Here is a 16,593-nt window from a genome sequence, read left to right as displayed (position 1 = left end):
CTGCAGCCGCGCCGCCCACGCATGGTCACCGCCGAGGCGCCGCGCGCCTTCGCGGCGGCCGCCGCCTGACAGGAGGCCGCATGCGACTACCTCCCCACGCCGGCCTGTGCCTCGCCACATTCCTGGCCATCCCCTGCACCCAAGCCGGGAACTTGCAGGACCTCCTGGCGCGCAATGCGGCGCTGCCGCGCGCGCCGCAACTCGCCGAATCCGCCTTCGAGCAGGAAGAGCGCCTGCGCCAGGTGCGCCTGTCCCCGGACGGCAGGCAGCTCACGTATATCGAAACGGAGCGCGGCAGCGCCGAGCTGCGCGTGCTGGACCTGGCCAGCGGCGCCACCAGCCGCCTGCTGGCGCTGGACGGGCAGGCGCGCGTGCAATGGTCGCCGGACAGCGGCATCCTGTTCGTCGCCCAGTCCGGCGGCGTGGCGGCGGTCGATCCGCGCAGCGGCGCCAGCAGCCACATCGCGGTATTCGACAAGCCCGAGGACAGCAGCTTCGCCGGCCCCGACCCGGTCCGGCCCCGGCACGCCCTGCTCATCGAGCGCGGCAAGTCGCAGCGCCTGGTGCGCATCGGCCTGGATGGCGCGCGCCAGGTGCTGTACAGCGGCGCCGAGCCGGTCGGCGACTTCCTGCTGGGCGCGGACGGGCAGCCGGCCGTGCTGCGCACCACCGGCGCCGGCTTTCATCAGCGCATCCTGCAACGCCACGCCGGCGGATGGCGCGAAGCGGCGCGCTGCCTGCCTTTCCGCCCCTGCCGCCTGGCGGCCCTGACGCCGGATGGCCAGCGCCTGCTGCTGCTCACGCCCCACGCCGGCGACCGCGAAGCGCTGGTCGAACTCACGCTGGCCACGGGCGCGCGCCGCACCCTGCACCAGGACCCGGACGGCATCGCCGACCTGGCCGGCGTCATTCCCGGTCCCGATGGGCAGCCCTTGCTGGCCGAGTACGAACTGCCCTACCGCCGCATCGCCGGCCTGGACGCCGCCGGACGGCGCATCGCGGCCGGCATCGCCCGGCGCTTTCCTGCGGGCGGCGTGACGGTGGAATCCTGCGCGCCGTCCGCCTGCCTGGTGGCCGAGCGCGGCGCGCGCCTGAGCCAGGCGCGCTACTGGCTGTACGACATCGAAGGGGGCAAGCTGCGCGCCGTCCTCGAGGACGTGCGCCAGCGCGCCCGGCCGCTGCCGGAACGCCAGCTGGTGGACAAGATCGCCATTCAATACCGCGCCTCGGACGGCGCCCTGGTGCACGGCTACCTGAGCCTGCCCGCCGGATTGCCCGCCCGCTCGCTGCCGATGCTGACCGTTGTCCATGGCGGGCCGTGGAACCATGTCGGCGCCGACTACAGCGCTCTGGCGCAGCTGCTCGCCAACCGCGGCTACGCGGTGTTCCAGCCGAACTTCCGCGCCTCGACCGGCTATGGGGAAAAGTACATGCTGGCGCCGGGCGCGAGCTTCGGCAACGGCCGCGCCCAGGCCGACATCATCGAAGGCGTGCAATGGCTGCTGGCCCAGGGCGTCGGCGACCCCAGGCGCCAGGGCATCATGGGTGCGTCTTTCGGCGGCTATGCGACCCTGCTGGCGCTGACCCACACCCCCAGCATGTTCCGCTTCGGGATGGCGGGCCAGGCGACGCCGGATTTCGCCCGCACCCTGCAGCTGACGGCCGCCGCGCCCGCGAAGCCGGGCGAGACGCCCTTCGCGCCCAAGCTGCGCGAGCTCGGCATCGATCCGGCCAATGCGGCGCAGATGGCGCCGATCCGGCGCGACGCCCCATTGACCCATGCCGGCAAGCTGGGCGCGCCGCTGGCGCTGATCGCCGGCGGCAAGGACGAACTGATCGAGATCGAAGCGGTGGTGGATTACGTGGCGCGCCTGCAGGGCCTGGGCAAGCCGGTCAGCCTGCTGGTCGATCCGGACGAAGGCCACCACGCGCGCAACCCGGTGGCGCGCAAGGCCCAGCTGCACCTGCTGCTGGCCATGCTGCACCGCTACCTGGGCGGACCGGCGCCGGCGGCTCCGGAACAGGCCGTGGCGCGCTACCTGGCCAGCACCATGCGCGCGGACGGAGCGTTGAAATAGCGTCAGCGCTTGTCGATGGCGCGGATGGTCTGCTCGATGTTTTCCTTCTCGCCTTCGGTGAAGCGCAGCTTGACCGGATACCAGTCGCGCGCCGGCGCCAGCCAGACCGACAGGGTCTGGTCGCGGCCGTCGTCGAGCGGCTCGCGCGTCAGCATGACCGTCTCCAGTTCGCCCAGGCCGGTGCGCAGCTTCTCGCGCCTGACCACCTTGAAGGTCCAGGTCTCGGCATCGCGGCGGCCGGCCACGAAGAAGGGCCAGGAGGTACCGGGCTTGAACTTGTCGCCGGCGGCGCGCGCCACGGCGGCCAGCTGCCAGGTGACCGACACGCGGTCCTGCTCGCCGCCCTTGAGCGCATAGGTCTTCTGGCTTTCCGAGAAGCGCAAGGTCTTGCTGTCGCGCTCGAAGGTGGTGGTGGTCGGGTCCTTGCGCAGGCGCTTTTCCCAGAACTCGCCCGGCGCCAGCCCGAAGGCGTCGACCGTGCCTTCGCTGCGGTCCTCGGTGATGGTGCCCAGCACCGGCACGCGCGACTCGGCCTTCACGCTGTATTTGCCGCCGCCCGCGCGCCAGGTGATCAAGGCATCGCCCTTGAGCGAGAAGCCGCGCTGGCGCGCGCTCAGGTCGTAGCTCAGGTCGGCCGAGGGCGGCAGCTCGAACGGACGCTTGAGCGCCGGATGGGAAGGCGCCGCATCCTGGGCGCCGGCGCCGAGGCTGGACGCCAGCAACAGCATGGCGGTGGCGCGTCGAATCGTGTGCATGTGCATATCAGGTTCCTGGTCGGTGCGAAACGATATTATTCACGGTTTGCGTCGTCACCGCACCGCTCGCTTCAGTATTGCGAATTTGTACGGGCAGCCAGCCGTGGGCCGGCGCCAGCCAGATATCCAGGCGCGACTTGTACGAGCCCGGTTTGGGGGGACGGGTCAGGCGCCAGGTCTGCAGGCGGCCCAGCCTGGTGTCGATCTCTTCCTGCCCCGCCACCTGGAAGCGGAACACGCTGGCGTCGCGGTCCTCCCCCACCAGGATATCGATGTCGCCATCGAGCTGTTTGGGGTCGCCGCGCGCGATCGCCGCCAGCTGCAGCGGAATGCTGGCCTTGTCCTGGGCGCCCGGCGCCAGCGGATAGGTCGCCTGGGACGCCGAAAAGCTGATCTTGTTCCCTTCCCAGTCGAAGTGGGTGGCAGTGAGGGAGCGCCCGCGCCGCTTTTCCGTCATCCTGACCGGCATGAAGCCGGCCGCGCCCAGCCTGCCCTCGCTGGTGAGCACCACCAGGTTCACGCGCGCGAACACCACGCGGATCCCGGCTTCGATATTGATGCGGTAGGCCTCCTGGCCGAGCTGCCACGACAGCACGGCTTCGCCCGACCAGCGGGTGCCGTCGGCATCCACGCGCGCGACGTCGAGCCGGATATCGCTGGACGGCGGCATGTCGACCGCGTAGCGCCGCGGCTCGGGGCCTGGCGCCGGCGCCGGTGTGCCTGCTGGCGGCGCTGCGGCCGGCGCCGGAGCGGTCTCTCGTGCGGGAGCCGCCTCGGCGGGCGCCGGCGGCGTGTCCGGGGTGTCGCCCGCTTGCGGCGCGGGCATGCCGAGTTCGGCCGGCAGCGGAGGGATCTCCGGCAAGGGCGGCGGGGCCAGTTTCGGAACGGGCGGCGGCGCGGGTGCGGGCGGCGCGGCGGACGGCGCCGAAGGCAGCAGCTGGGCCAGCATGGAAGTCGGGCCGCCGCTGCCGGCGGCGAACTGGCGCGACGGGTCCAGGTGCACTTCCAGCAGGCGCAAGGCCATCCAGTGCAGCAGCACGACCAGGGTGCCGAGCACCAGGGCCCGGCGCCGTTGGCGGAAGAACGAAGAACTCATGCCGCTAGTGTAGCGTGCCGGAGGCGCCCCCGCTTCCGCTGGCGTGCACGGTGGGACGAGACGCCGGCCGTGGCCGGACTGTTAGTTATCTGCTACGCTAGGCAGACCAACCTACGGAGACCACCATGCTCAAGCCTCCCATGCCCAACGTGGCCGGAATGACCGATACGCTGGAATTCGTCAAGAATCTCTGGGGCAGCATGAACATCCCCGGCGTGACCGTGCCGGGCATGTCGGGCAGCACCCTGTCGACCGATGAGCTGGACAAGAAGATCGCCGACCTGAGGGCGGTCGAATCCTGGCTGAACCTGAATATCGGCATGCTTCGCGGCACGATCCAGGCGCTGGAGGTACAGCGCGGCACCCTCGCCACCCTGAAGTCGATGAGCGAAAGCATGGCCCAGGCCATGGGCAAGGCCGGCAATGGCGACACGATGGCGCCTTTCGCCCAGTTCTTCAGCCAGGCGGCGCAGGCTGCCCCCGCCCCTTCCGCACCGCCACCGCAGCAACAAGCGCAAGCGCCCCAGCAAGAACAGCCCCCGGGCGCGGCCATGCCGGCAGCGGTCGCGTGGTGGAACTTGCTCCAAGACCAATTCCGCCAAGCCGTGGCGAGCGCCATGCCCGCCGATGGCGGCGCCGGCAAGGAAGGCGGCTCGCCGCTCGACGTCTCGGGCGGCGCGCCGCAATCCGGCAATGGAAGCGGCGCAGGCGCCGATGGCGCGCCCAACGGCGATTCCGCACCGGGCCGGGGCGCACGCTCTGCACGCAATAAGGCCGACAAGCCTTGAGCCGGCGCATGCGCGCCCGATCCCTCGCTTGACCTGAACGGTGGCGCCCGCGCGCCAGCCGTGCTGAACTATCCGGGCGGACCGGTCCGCCCTGCTGCGCCCGGCCGCGCCCCGCCGCGCCTCCTCCATCGCAGCCCGGCTTTTCAGCAGGATCTTGCCGGAGCGCGCATGAAACCCGCTGATTTTTCCAGCCTCACACCGGCCCAGGTGGCCGACTTGCGCCGCAAGCTCGACGCGGCCGGCTGCCGTCCTCCCGCCGAGGCGGCGTCGCTGGCCGAGCTGGGCGACGCCATCGCGCGCCTGCGCCGGCGCCACGGCCTGCTGCCCGGGGACGGACTCGACGCCGCCACCCTGCGCTGCCTCGACGGCTGCGCCGGCGCCGTGTTCGGCCAGGTTTTCGAAGACGAACTCGATCTGCTCCGTCCGGGCGCCCGGCAAGCCTCGTCTTCTCCCTGCCCGCCCGATACCAGCCAGCTGCTGGGCCGCGCCCACGGGAGCCAGCTGGTGGGGCTGGCCCTGTCCGGCGGCGGGGTGCGCAGCGCCACTTTCGGCCTGGGGGTGCTGCAGGCCCTGGCCGCCCGCCAGCTGCTGCGCCGGGTCGACTACCTGTCCACGGTTTCGGGGGGCGGCTTCATCGGCGGCTGGCTGTCGCGCTGCATCCATGCGCATGCGGGCGACATGGCCGCGGTCGAGGCCATGCTGGCCCCCAGCGCCGGCAGCGCCGAGGCGCCGGCGGTGCGCTTCCTGCGCCAGTACAGCAATTACCTGTCGCCGCGCGGCGGCATGTTCAGCGCCGACACCTGGACCCTGATCGGCACCTATGTGCGCAATACGGGCCTCAACCTGGCCATGCTGGTGGCCTGGCTGTGCGCCCTGCTGCTGCTGCCGCGCGCCTGCGTCTGGGCGGTGCACCGCGTGGTCGCGCCGGAAGGGCCGTGGGCGCACCTGGCCGATGTCGCCTGGATCCTCGCGGTGCTGCTGTTCCTGGGCGCGGTGTTCTGCATCGCGCTGTCGATCTCCAGCAAGCCCGAAAGCTCGCGCGGGCTGCGCCGCTTCCCCCTGTCGCAGGGCGCGGTCCTGTGGTGCATCAACCTGCCGCTGCTGCTGGCCGGCTTCCTCGGCAGCGTGGGCCTGTGGCCGCACGGCGGCGAGCTGCACGCCTGGCACGGCATGCTGCCCGCGGCCCTGCGCGAGCGCTGGGGATGGCTGCTGGCGCCGGGCCTGGTCTACTTCATCGTCTGGGCCTGCGGCTGGTACCTGGCGCACGACCGCGCCAGCGCCTACCGGCGCGCCGGCTACACGCTGTGCGCGGCGGGCGCCTGCGTGGTGGCGCTGCTGCTGCTGGAGGCGGGGCGCAGCTTCGCGCCCGGGGTGCCGCTGTTCTCCGGCGCCGCGCTGGAGCCGCTGGTGCAGGCGCTGTGGGGCCTGGCGACCCTGCTGCCGCTGGCGGCGGCCGGGCTGGCGCTGGACGCGGGCCTGGGCAGCGAGCGGCCGCTGCGCGACCTCACCCGCGCCGAGCTGGGCGAAGGCCTGTCGCACTTCCTGTGCGCGATGGGCGCCCTCACCCTCGGCACCCTGCTGCTGCTCGGCGGCCTCGCCCTGCTGCCCGAACCGGCCACCCATCCGGTACTGAACAACGCCATCGCCCTGACCAGCTTCGGCATGCCGCTGATGATGGCCCTGTTCGCGGGCACCACGACCCTGATGATCGGCCTGATCGGCCGCCTGTACAGCGACGCCAGCCGCGAATGGTGGAGCCGCCAGGGCGCCTGGACCACGATCTTCGCGCTCACCTGGCTGGCGGCCTTCGGCGTCAGCTTCTTCTTCGCCCCGCTGCTGCACTGGGCCTGGCTGACCTACGAGCCCTGGTCCAACTTCGGCACCCTGCTCGGCTGGCTGGCGATGACGGCCTTCGGCCTGAAGGCCGGCAGCGGCTCATGGACTGGAACCAGTACCGGCATGCGCGCCCTGGGACCCTCGCGCCTGGAGCTGGCGGCGCGCCTGGCGCCCTATGTGTTCACGGTCGGGATCTTCGCCCTGCTGAGCGCCCTGGTGCAGGCCGTGGTGGCCTACCCCAGCGTGGATTGCCCGCATGCCCAACTGGCGTGCGTATACGCCGCCCACGCGCGCGCCACCCTGGCGACCGGCGGCGACACCCTGGCCCTGGCCTTCGCCGCCTTCCTCGGCGCCGCCCTGCTGCTCGGCTGGCGGGTCGACATCAACAAGTTCTCGCTCTACATGTTGTACCGCAACCGCGTGGTGCGCGCCTACTTCGGCGCCAGCAACCGCGCGCGCCGCCCGCATCCCTTCACCGGCTTCGATCCCGGCGACGACCTGCTGCTGGCGGAGCTGAGGACCCAGCGGCCCTACCCCATCATCAACACCTCGCTCAGCCTGGTGAGCGGCGAGGAACTGGCCTGGCGCACCCGGCGCGCGGCCTCGTTCGCATTCACGCCGCGCTGGTGCGGCTTCGAACTGCCGCCGCTGCCGGACGGCGCCCAGGCGCAACATGGCGAAGCCGCGCGCGGCTGCTACCGTCCCACCAGCCAGTACGCCTCGCGTTCCGGCGTGGGCACGGACGACGACGCCGGCGTGCGGCTCGGGATGGCGGTGGCGCTGTCGGGCGCCGCGGCCAGTCCCAACATGGGTGCGCATTCCTCGCCGCCGCTGAACTTCCTGATGACGATGTTCAATGTGCGGCTCGGGCGCTGGTGCCCGAACCCGCGCCGCTCCACCTGGACCAGCTCTTCGCCGCCGATCGGCCTGTTCAGCCTCCTGGCCGAGCTGTTCGGGATGACCAACACCAACGCCCGCTACGTCCACCTGTCCGACGGCGGCCACTTCGACAACCTCGGCATCTACGAACTGGTGCGGCGCCGCTGCCGCCTGGTGGTGGCGGTCGACGTGGCGAGCGACCGCGAGCTGGCCTTCGAGGACCTGGGCAACACGATCCGCCGCTGCGCCACCGACCTGCACGTGCGCATCGACCTCGACGTCTCGCGCCTCGACCTGAGGAAGGACAGCGGCTTGTGCGGCGCCAGCTGCGCGGCGGGCGTGATCCGCTACGGCCAGGCCGACTGCGGCGGGGTGGATGGCGTGCTCCTGTACATCAAGCCCGCCATCGTCGGCAACGAGAACGCCGACCTGCTCAACTACCGGCGCCTGCATCCGGACTATCCGCACCAGAGCACGGCGGACCAGTGGTTCGACGACGCCCAGTTCGAGAGCTACCGCGCGCTCGGGGAGCACGTGGCGGATTGCGCGCTGCGCGACGCGGCGCATGCGGCACGGCGCGGCGACGGCAGCCACGATATCGAGGTCTTGTGCGCGCAGCTGCTGCGCCGGCACGGGGCGGGTGTGGAAGCCCGCGGCGCCGGCGTGCACGCGGGCCGGGTGCGCGAGTCCTGCCGCTAGGCCGGCGCTTCGCTTGCGCTTTCTTCCGCAGCCGGCGCCGCGGCGCTGTCTTGCGCAGCGGGCGCCTCGGGTTCCGCCGGCTTGGGCAGCAGCTGCGTGAGCTGCTCCATCAGCTGCGCGAAGCGCTGCTGTCCCGGCTGCAGGTAGTCGACCCGCTCCAGGATGTCGTGCGCCTCGGCGTCGAGGTCGGGATCGTAGCCGCGCTGCTGCATGTGCGAGATCAGGATCTGCACCGCGTTGAACAGGATGCGTACATTGTTCGGCAGCGCCTTGCGCGCATTGCGCATCCATTCCACCGCTTCCGGCAGCTTGCCGGTCTTCCACAGCAGCACGCCCTGGTTCATCAGGTCGACCGCTTCCTTGCGCGCACCGCGCACCAGGGCCTCGCCCTCCTCGCCCATGCGCGCTTTTTCAAAGATCTGCTGCACTTCGTCCAGCAGCGTGGTGTTGTCGTGGTTGTTGCGCACCACGTAGCACAGCAGCTCGACCGGCGCGTCCTTGACGCCGACCGCGAACAGCAGGGTCGCCATCTCCAGGCAGGTGGCGGTGTCGGGCCGGGCCGGATTGTTCTGCAACAGCTCTTCCAGCTCGTCGCCGGCCTTGCGCGCGCGGCGGTAGTCGCCGCTCTCGTGGTAGACCAGGCCCTCGGTGATCTTGGCGCGCAGCTGCAGGTCTTCCTGGTCGGCGCCGAACTCGCGCTGGGCCGCGAGCAGCAGCTGCAGCGCCTCTTTCGGGTCGTTCTTCAGGCCGCAGACGCGGGCCAGGCCCAGGTAGGCGTCCGGGGTCTTGAGGATCGAGTACTCCCCGATCGCGATGCACTTGCGGAAGGCCTTCTCGGCCAGCGGCACGTTCCCCAGGCGCAGGCAGGCCTGGCCCAGCTTGCGCTGGCGCGGCACCGAATTCGGCGACAGCTTGGCCGCGCGTTCCAGGATCGCGGCCGCTTCCTCGTGCATGCCCAGGCCCTTGTAGCAGGCGGCCAGCTGGTCGTAGGCGTCGATGTAGTAGCGGTTCTCGGCGATCACGGTCTGGAACATCTGGCGCGCCTGCTCGAATTCGCCGTCCGCCAGGCGGATCTTGGCCAGGCCGGCGCGCGCCCACTGGTACTCGCGCTGGGCCAGCACGCGCTCGTAGGCTTCGCGCGCCTTGCCCGGCTCGCCGCTCTTTTCCATCAGGCGCGCCTTCATGCGCAGCAGTTCGATCTCGTGCACGCGGCTGGCGGCGATCTGCTCGTCGCACAGGCGCGCGGCGCGCAAATAGTCCTTCTCGGCATAGGCCTGGTCGATCAGGCGGAACACCTGCTTCTTGCGCCACACGCGGTTCAGGCGCGTGAGCAGCACGCCTTCGGTGATCGGCTTGACCAGGTAGGCGTCCGGCTGGTGCTCGGCCGCGCCCATCACCGACTCGACGCTCTTCTCGGCCGAGACCATCAGGAACACGCTCGAGGGCAGCAGCAGGTTGCGGATGCGGACTTCCTCCAGCACCTGCTGGCCGTTCTTGCCCTCGCCCAGGTTGTAGTCGCACAGCACCACGTCGTAGCGCAGCTTGTTCAGCAGGCCCATGGCCTCGCCGCCGCTGGAAGCCTGGTCGATGTTCCGGGCGCCCAGGCTGCGCAGGCTCTCGCGCAGCAGCTGGCGCACGCCGACGAAGTCGTCGACCACGAGGTAGTTCTTGGCGGCCCAGTCGACCTGGTCCATGACGGGGGCCGCCGCGGAGGAAGTGAGAATGGCGCTCATGGCAGGGTCAGGATGAAGCAGCCGCCGCCAAGCCGGCCGCCGTTCTCGAGGGCGACGCGGCCGTGGCGCTCGCGGTGGCGGTGCATCTTCGCCACCTCGCCGGAGAAGTACAGGCCCAGGCCGGCGCTGTTGGTCAGGAAGTTCACGCCGCTGGCATCGCTGGCGGGCGCGCCGCCGGCGTCCAGCAGCGCCTTGGGGAAACCGGCGCCATTGTCCTCGACGCGGATCTCGAGCATGCCGTCGACCTCGCGCAGCGCCAGGCGGATGCGGTCGCGCGTGTAGTGCACGGCGTTGTTGATGGCGTGCGAGACCACGCCGACGATCAGGTCCTCGTCGAAGTGCCAGATCAGCTCGGGATCGACGTCGAGTTCGAGCGCGATGCCGCGCGATTCCAGCAGCACGCGCTCCAGCGCCACCACCTGCTCGACCAGCTGGCCGACCTCGAGCGGCTGCACGTCGAAGGGATATTCCGGCTTGCCGACCCGCTTGTACAAGGCCAGCAGCTGCATCAGGTTGTCGTTCAGGCGGCGCGTCTGGTACAGCATCTGCGCCATTTGCGGGTAGGCCTTTTCGGTATCGGGCGAGGCCGCGTCGAGCAGGCGTTCGAGCGTGCCGGACAGGACACTGATCGAATTCTTCATGTCGTGCGCGGTGGACGCGAGAAACATGAACAGCTCGTTTGAATGTTGTGTTTCTTCCATCCCTGCAGCCCGAGAAAAGTTACCAGCAGTAAATTATACCTGCGTAAAGTTGACAATTTCCTAGACGGAGTTTTCTATTGCGACAAAGCAACAGAATATTGATCAGTCGATAAGGGGTACACGGCTGCTGCGGCGGGCGCGCAGCACGAAGCGCGCCGGATCGAGCGCGTCGACCAGGTTCATCTCGAGCGGCAGCGGCTCGCCTTCCAGCTGGGCGGCGAGCAATTCGGCCGCCAGCGGCGCCCAGATCAGGCCGCGCGAGGCATAGCCCAGCAGCGCATGCAGGCCGGGGTGGCGCGGCACGTCGCGCAGGCGCTCGGTGCTGCCGGCGGAGGCGAAATCCGGCAGCCGGCCGACCAGCGGCAGGCGGTCCGGCGCCACGCAGCGGAAGCCGACGCGGCCCAGGAGCGGCGCATCCAGCGCCGCCTGCGGGTCGGACACCAGGGCGCGCATGCGCGCCAGGTTCTCTTCGTGGCTGGCTGCGCGCAGCTGCGGGTCGCTGTCGAGATCGTAGGTCGCGCCCGCGCAGACGATGCCGTTCGCGGCGGGCGTCAGGTAGGCCTCGCGGCACAGCACCAGCGGCAGCGCCGGCGCCTGGCCGGCGTCGAGGTGGCTCACCTGCCCGCGCAGCAGGGAGATCGGCAGCGCGGCCGCCTGCGGCAGCTGGAGCGCGCCGGCGCCGTTGGCCAGCACCACCGTGGGCGCCCGGCCCAGCTCCGCACCGTCCTTCCTGCGCGCGATCCATTCCTCGCCGGCGCGTTCCAGGCTGACGCCGCCCACGCCGAAACGCTGCTGCAAACCCGCGCCGCAGGCGGCCAGCATGGTCTCGCAGACGCTGCCCGGCCTTGCCCACCCGCCCTGCGGGAACAGCCAGCCGCCATCCGGCGCGGGCAGTCCGAGCAGGGCTTCGGCCGGTCCGGGTTCCAGCCAGCGCGCGAATCCCGGCGGCAGCGTGTTCTCGGCAGCGAGCGCGCGCGACACGGCCGCGTGCGCGGGATCGCGCGCCAGCTGCAGCACGCCGCAAGCCTGGCCTTCGATCGCGCGGCCGACGCCGCCCAGCTGTTCCCACTGGCGCAGCGCGTACAGGTAGGCGGCGCGGGTCAGGCGCGTGGGGATGTTGTCGTCGCGCGAGAGCAGCGGCATGAAGATGCCGGCCAGGTTGCCCGAGGCTTCCATCGCCGGGCGCGGATGGCGCTCCAGCAGCGTCACTTGCCAGCCGCGCGCGCACAGGCGCCAGGCGGCGCTCGACCCCGCCAGCCCGGCGCCGATCACCAGCGCGCGGCGCTCGGGCGTGGGCGTGAGCGGCAGGCGCGGCTTGCGGCTCGCGAACACGGCCTGGTCGCCGTCGAACACGAAGCCCTGCTGCTGGAGCGCGCCGCGCTGTTCCTCGTCCAGGCCGGACGCCATGAGGCGCGCGCCGAGCGCGGTGAGACGCGCGAGCGGACGTGCGAAGGCGGCGCCGGGCGCGCTGACGCGGTGCAGGCGGATGGCGTCCAGGCTCGCCGACAGCTGGGCCAGGGCCGCATCCAGCGGCGCCGCCAGCAAGTCCAGGCTCAGGCCCGCTTCGTCCTGCGGTATGCGATGAAAGCCCGGCATCAGTCCATCGGCGAGCGCCACCACGTGCAGCCTGGCCGGGCGCTGGGGATCGGCGCGCCATGCATCGAACAGCGCGCGCACGGCGGCGCCGTCGCCATAGTCGGAGTCGAAAACGGTATAGCGCTCGCGGCCGCGCCAGTGGTCGTGCATCAGCGCTTGTTCCGATTGGTCCTGCAGAAGCAGCGCGGGTCGTGGTCGTCCACCATGCCGATGCCCTGCATGTAGGCGTAGATGATGGTCGAGCCGACGAACTTGAAGCCGCGCTTGCCCAGGTCTTTCGAAATGCGGTCCGATAGTTCGGTGCGTGCGGGACGCTGGCCGTCGGCGAAGTCGTTGACGATCGGCTGGCCGCCGACGAAGCCCCACAGGTAGCTGTCGAGCGTGTGGCCCTGCTCGCGCATCGCCAGGTAGGCCCTGGCATTGCTGATCGCCGCCGCCACCTTGAGGCGGTTGCGCACGATGCCGGGGTTGGCCAGCAGCTCGGCCACCTTGTCCTCGCCGTAGGCCGCGATCTTGCCCGCGTCCCAGCCGTCGAAGGCCGCGCGGTAGCTGTCGCGCTTATTCAGGATGGTCTCCCACGACAGGCCGGCCTGCGCGCCTTCGAGGTTGAGCATCTCGAACAGCGTGGTCTCGTCGTGGCAGGGCACACCCCACTCGTGGTCGTGGTAGGCGAGGTAGCGCGGATTGGCCGGATTGGCCCAGGAGCAGCGGATCGTGGTCATCGCGGAAGTATAAATCAGGCGGCCCTGGAGCTGGCCGCTTCCTCGGCCCGGAACACTTGCGCCAGCTCATCGACACCACGCCGGATGTCGGCCGGCCCGACCGCGGAAAATCCCAGCACCAGGCCGGGCGTCACCGCGCATTCCGGCCCTGCGGCGCCGTTGGCGTAGTAATCCAGTGGCCGCAGTTCGATGCCCGCGGCCAGCGCCGCCTGCGCGACCCGCGCTTCGTCGGGCAGCCGGCCGTCGCGGCCGGGCTTGAAGTGCGCGCAGACGTCGAGGCCCGCGTCGGACGGCCCGCAGCGCAGCCTGTCGCCAAGGCGGTCTTCGAGCGCGTCGAGCAGGGTTTCGCGGCGCTCGCCATAGGCGTCGCGCGTGCGCCGGATATGGCGCGCGAAATGGCCTTCGGCGATGAAGTCGGCCAGCACCGCCTGCGGCACGATGGCGCTGTGGCGGTCCACCACCGCCTTGGCGCGCGCCAGCGGTTCCGCCAGCGCCGGTGGCGCAACCACGTAGCCGAGGCGCAGGCCGGGGAACAGCACCTTCGAGAAGGTGCCTACATAAACCACGCAGCCGGCGCGGTCCAGGCCCTGGAGCGATGCCAGCGGCGGCCCGGTGTAGCGGTATTCGCTGTCGTAGTCGTCCTCGATGATCCAGGCCTTGTTATCCGTGGCCCAGCGCAGCAGGTCGAGGCGGCGCGCCAGGCTCATGGTCGTGCCGAGGGGCAGCTGGTGCGAAGGCGTCGCGAACACCATGCGCGCGTCCGGATAATGCTGCGCCGCGTAGGCCACGTCCATGCCTTCCGCAGTCACCGGCACCGTGCACAGGCGCGCGCCGGCCACCGCCAGCGGCGCGTACGCGCCCTGGTAGCCGGGCGACTCCACCCACACGCCGTCGCCCGGCGCCAGCAGCAGCTGCGCCAGCAGGAACAGGGCTTGCTGCGAGCCGGAGGTGATCACGACCTGGCCAGGCGTGCACTCGACGCCGCGCGACGCGCGCAGGTAGGCGCACAGCAGCTCGCGCAAGGGAGCGTGGCCGGAGGGCTCGCTGTAGCCCAGGTGCGGGCCGGGGCGGCGCAGCTGGCGCATCTCGAGCTTGCGCCAGACGTCGAAGGGAAACAGGTCCAGCCCCGGCATGCTGGGGCGGAAGGCGCGCACCGGGCCGTCGTGGCTGCGCACCCGCGCCATCGCCGCCGCGATCGCGGCGCCGCGTTCGGGCAGCGGCCGCAGCAGGCCCGGCGCCGGCTTCTCCTGGCGCGCGAGCGGCAATGCTGCGTCCACGAACGTCCCCTGCCCCACGCCTCCGCGCAGGTAGCCCTCGGCAGTCAGCTGCTCGTAGGCGGCCAGCACGGTCTGGCGCGACACGCCCAAGAGGCGGCACAGGTCGCGCGTGGCCGGCAGGCGGGCGCCCGGCGCCAGGGCGCCGCGCAGGATGGCGTCCTTGAGCCGGCTGTACAGCTGGCGAAACAGCGGAACCGCGCCGCCACGGTCGAGCGGCGCGCTGGCGATGAGGTCGTGGATATGCATGCTATGCGCAGAAGATTGGTACGCCCATCTTCGCTGGAATTGGCACTTTGAGCAAGCCAAGTGGAGGTCCTACCATAGGCTTGTTTTCACACAGGAGGTTCGATGAAGTCGATGGAATTCAGCGCCCGGGTGGCCTGGCAGCGCGCCGGCCAGCCCTTTCTCGACCAGCGCTACAGCCGCGCCCACGCCTGGTCCTTCGATGGCGGCCTGACGGTGCCGGCCTCGTCCTCGCCGCTGTCGGTGCCGCTGCCGATGTCGGACCCGGCCGCCGTCGATCCGGAGGAAGCCGTCGTCGCGGCGGCCTCGAGCTGCCACATGCTGTTCTTCCTGTCGATCGCGGCCAGGCGCGGCCACGTGGTCGACAGCTACGAAGACCAGGCGACCGGCCTGCTGGACAAGGACGCGGACGGACGCGCCGCGCTGGTGCGCATTGCCCTGCGCCCGCGCATCGGCTTCGCCGGGCCGCAGCCCGATGAGGAAGAAATCGCGCACATCCACCATCTCGCGCACGCGCAGTGCTATGTGGCCAACTCGCTGAAATGCGAGGTGGTCGTGGAGGCGCGCTGATGTACATCGCCGCCCGCCACCGGCAGGACCGCATCGAGGCCATGCACGAGCTGATGGCCACCCATTCGCTCGGCATGCTGGTCACCCTGGACGAGGGCTTGCCGGATGCCGACCACCTGCCCTTCGAGTTCGTCGCCGACGACGCGCACGGCCCGCATGGCGTCCTGCGGGCCCACGTGGCGCGCGCCAATCCGGTGTGGCGCCGCGACGGCCAGCAGGTGCTGGTCGCCTTCCGCGGCCCTGCCGGCTACATCACGCCGGACCCGGTCGAAAAGGTGGAAACGCAGGGCCGCGTGGTGCCGACCTGGAACTACCACGTGGTGCACGTGCACGGGCGCCTGCGCGCCATCGAGGACCCGGCCTGGCTGCTGGCCCAGGTCGCACGCCAGACCGACCGCCAGGAAAGCGTGCTGCCGCAGCCGTGGAGCGTCGATGATGCGCCGCGCGCTTTCATCGACGGCATGCTCAAGGCCATCGTCGGCATCGAGATCGCGATCGAGCGGATCGAAGGGAAATGGAAGGGAAGCGCGCCGGCGGCACGCTGAGCAAGGAAAACGCCGCGCACCGAAAGGCGCGCGGCGCAGGAATTACTTGTTGCCGCTGTCGGTCTTGCCGGTGGCGCCGGAATGGCCGGTAGCGGTGCGGCCCTGCGTCGAGATCATTTCCTCGGCCGATTTCAGGTGCTGCTCGACGACCGGGGTCATCTTGGTGGCCAGCGCCTTGACGTCCGGATCCTTGACCGCGCTCATGCTCTTCTTCAGCTTGGCGTGGGTGGCCTTGTGGTCGGCCCGGCCCGACTGCTTGGTGTAGGCGCGGTCGAAGGCGTCTCCGCTGAGTTTTTCGAGCATGGCCGCCTTGGCCTTGTGCTTGGCGTCGAGTTCGGTCGGCAGGGTCACGCCCTTGGTCTGGGCCAGGCTCTGGACTTCCGTCTGGGCCTTGGTGTGGTCGTCGATCATCTGCTGGGCGAAGGCCTTCACTTCCTGGTTCTGGCTCTTGCTCAGCGCCAGCTTCGCGGTTTCGATCTCAGCCATGTTGGACAGGGCCATGTCGGTCAGGGCCTTCTTGTCGGCCTTGGTCAGCTTGGCCGCTGCGTCCGCCTTGGCGCCGGCTGCGGCGGCAGCGGTGGCGGGAGCGGTGGCGCCCGACTGGGTGGTGGCGGTGCTCGAGCTGCCGACCTGGCCGCTGCGGTCTTCCATACCCTGGCTGTTGGTGTTCCCGACGGTGCCGTCATTGGCCGCCTTGCCGGTCAGGTTCGGATTGCCTTGCGAGCCGTGCTGGCTCATCTGCTGGGCGCTCTGGGCGCTGTTCTGCGCCTGCACGCCGAAGGAACCGAGCATGGCTGCCACTGCCGATACCGCCAGCAGGCTTTTGAGGACCTGTTTCTTCTGCATGATTGTTCTCCTGTTCCTGGAATGATTGGGGCTGGTGCGCAGGCCCGGACTGCTTCGTTCTGGTTGTCAACTACGCAAGATCGGGCCGCAGGTGAGTGTATCGCCGGGTGTGTGGGCGGAGCGCGCGGTAGCCTGAGTGCAAGGGGTTTGTGGTGTGCGTGCGAACTGGGGTGGCCCCCCCCCCCCGGGCCCCCCGCACGCCGCGGAGCCAAAAAAAAAAAAAAAAAAC

At 70.6% G+C, this 16,593-nt stretch carries 13 protein-coding genes; 5 read left to right on the top strand and 8 right to left on the bottom strand.

Going from position 1 to position 16,593, the window contains the following annotated elements:
* Window positions 1-80: 80 nt before the first annotated feature.
* On the top strand, window positions 81-2,078 hold the full coding sequence (locus tag J8847_RS22740; protein WP_211526958.1) for a prolyl oligopeptidase family serine peptidase: 1,998 nt from the start codon (window positions 81-83) through the stop codon (window positions 2,076-2,078).
* Between the two features lie 2 nt (window positions 2,079-2,080).
* Here the strand turns inward: J8847_RS22740 and J8847_RS22735 are convergent, their stop codons facing one another.
* Together J8847_RS22735 and J8847_RS22730 are read right to left on the bottom strand one after the other, a co-directional pair.
* Window positions 2,081-2,833 carry a DUF3108 domain-containing protein gene (locus J8847_RS22735; protein ID WP_229429703.1) on the bottom strand — a complete coding sequence of 251 codons (753 nt, stop codon included), beginning with the start codon at window positions 2,831-2,833 and terminating at the stop codon, window positions 2,081-2,083.
* 7 nt (window positions 2,834-2,840) lie between these two features.
* Window positions 2,841-3,929 carry a DUF3108 domain-containing protein gene (locus tag J8847_RS22730; RefSeq protein ID WP_211526956.1) on the bottom strand — a complete coding sequence of 363 codons (1,089 nt, stop codon included), beginning with the start codon at window positions 3,927-3,929 and terminating at the stop codon, window positions 2,841-2,843.
* A gap of 125 nt (window positions 3,930-4,054) precedes the next feature.
* Between J8847_RS22730 and J8847_RS22725 the strand changes: the two genes are divergently transcribed.
* Complete coding sequence (locus J8847_RS22725) at window positions 4,055-4,717, top strand: PhaM family polyhydroxyalkanoate granule multifunctional regulatory protein (RefSeq protein ID WP_211526955.1); 663 nt, start codon at window positions 4,055-4,057, stop codon at window positions 4,715-4,717.
* A 168-nt stretch (window positions 4,718-4,885) separates the two neighbouring features.
* A complete protein-coding gene (locus J8847_RS22720; protein WP_211526954.1) occupies window positions 4,886-8,131 on the top strand; it encodes a patatin-like phospholipase family protein in 3,246 nt (1,081 codons plus the stop codon).
* On the opposite strand, the gene J8847_RS22715 is transcribed toward J8847_RS22720, so the two are convergent.
* The 5 genes from J8847_RS22715 to J8847_RS22695 form a co-directional block, all read right to left on the bottom strand.
* Window positions 8,128-9,864, bottom strand: a complete 1,737-nt coding sequence (locus J8847_RS22715) for a tetratricopeptide repeat-containing response regulator (RefSeq protein WP_211526953.1) — start codon at window positions 9,862-9,864, stop codon at window positions 8,128-8,130. The two genes, J8847_RS22720 and J8847_RS22715, sit on opposite strands and share 4 nt — an antisense overlap.
* On the bottom strand, window positions 9,861-10,565 hold the full coding sequence (locus J8847_RS22710; RefSeq protein WP_211526952.1) for a sensor histidine kinase KdpD: 705 nt from the start codon (window positions 10,563-10,565) through the stop codon (window positions 9,861-9,863). Before J8847_RS22710 ends, J8847_RS22715 begins: the two co-directional genes overlap by 4 nt.
* Window positions 10,566-10,667: 102 nt before the next feature.
* Window positions 10,668-12,311 (bottom strand): FAD-dependent 5-carboxymethylaminomethyl-2-thiouridine(34) oxidoreductase MnmC, encoded by a 1,644-nt coding sequence (mnmC, locus tag J8847_RS22705; protein WP_211526951.1) that lies wholly within the window; start codon window positions 12,309-12,311, stop codon window positions 10,668-10,670.
* On the bottom strand, window positions 12,311-12,883 hold the full coding sequence (locus tag J8847_RS22700; RefSeq protein ID WP_211526950.1) for a DNA-3-methyladenine glycosylase I: 573 nt from the start codon (window positions 12,881-12,883) through the stop codon (window positions 12,311-12,313). The genes mnmC and J8847_RS22700 overlap by 1 nt, the downstream gene beginning before the upstream one ends.
* Before the next feature lie 14 nt (window positions 12,884-12,897).
* Window positions 12,898-14,406, bottom strand: coding sequence for a PLP-dependent aminotransferase family protein (locus J8847_RS22695; protein WP_211526949.1), 1,509 nt, complete (start codon window positions 14,404-14,406; stop codon window positions 12,898-12,900).
* A gap of 111 nt (window positions 14,407-14,517) precedes the next feature.
* On the opposite strand from J8847_RS22695, the gene J8847_RS22690 reads away from it, so the two are divergent.
* A complete protein-coding gene (locus tag J8847_RS22690; RefSeq protein ID WP_211526959.1) occupies window positions 14,518-14,973 on the top strand; it encodes an OsmC family protein in 456 nt (151 codons plus the stop codon).
* Window positions 14,973-15,518, top strand: coding sequence for an FMN-binding negative transcriptional regulator (locus J8847_RS22685; protein WP_211526948.1), 546 nt, complete (start codon window positions 14,973-14,975; stop codon window positions 15,516-15,518). The genes J8847_RS22690 and J8847_RS22685 overlap by 1 nt, the downstream gene beginning before the upstream one ends.
* A 42-nt stretch (window positions 15,519-15,560) precedes the next feature.
* Here J8847_RS22685 and J8847_RS22680 read toward each other — a convergent pair whose 3' ends face one another.
* Window positions 15,561-16,364 carry a DUF4142 domain-containing protein gene (locus J8847_RS22680; protein ID WP_211526947.1) on the bottom strand — a complete coding sequence of 268 codons (804 nt, stop codon included), beginning with the start codon at window positions 16,362-16,364 and terminating at the stop codon, window positions 15,561-15,563.
* Window positions 16,365-16,593 lie beyond the last annotated feature (229 nt).

The sequence above is a fragment of the Massilia sp. AB1 genome (assembly GCF_018119385.1).
GTDB lineage: Bacteria > Pseudomonadota > Gammaproteobacteria > Burkholderiales > Burkholderiaceae_D > Telluria.
The sequence above is the reverse complement of the archived record's forward strand: the minus strand, read 5'-3'. Positions and strand labels throughout refer to the sequence as shown.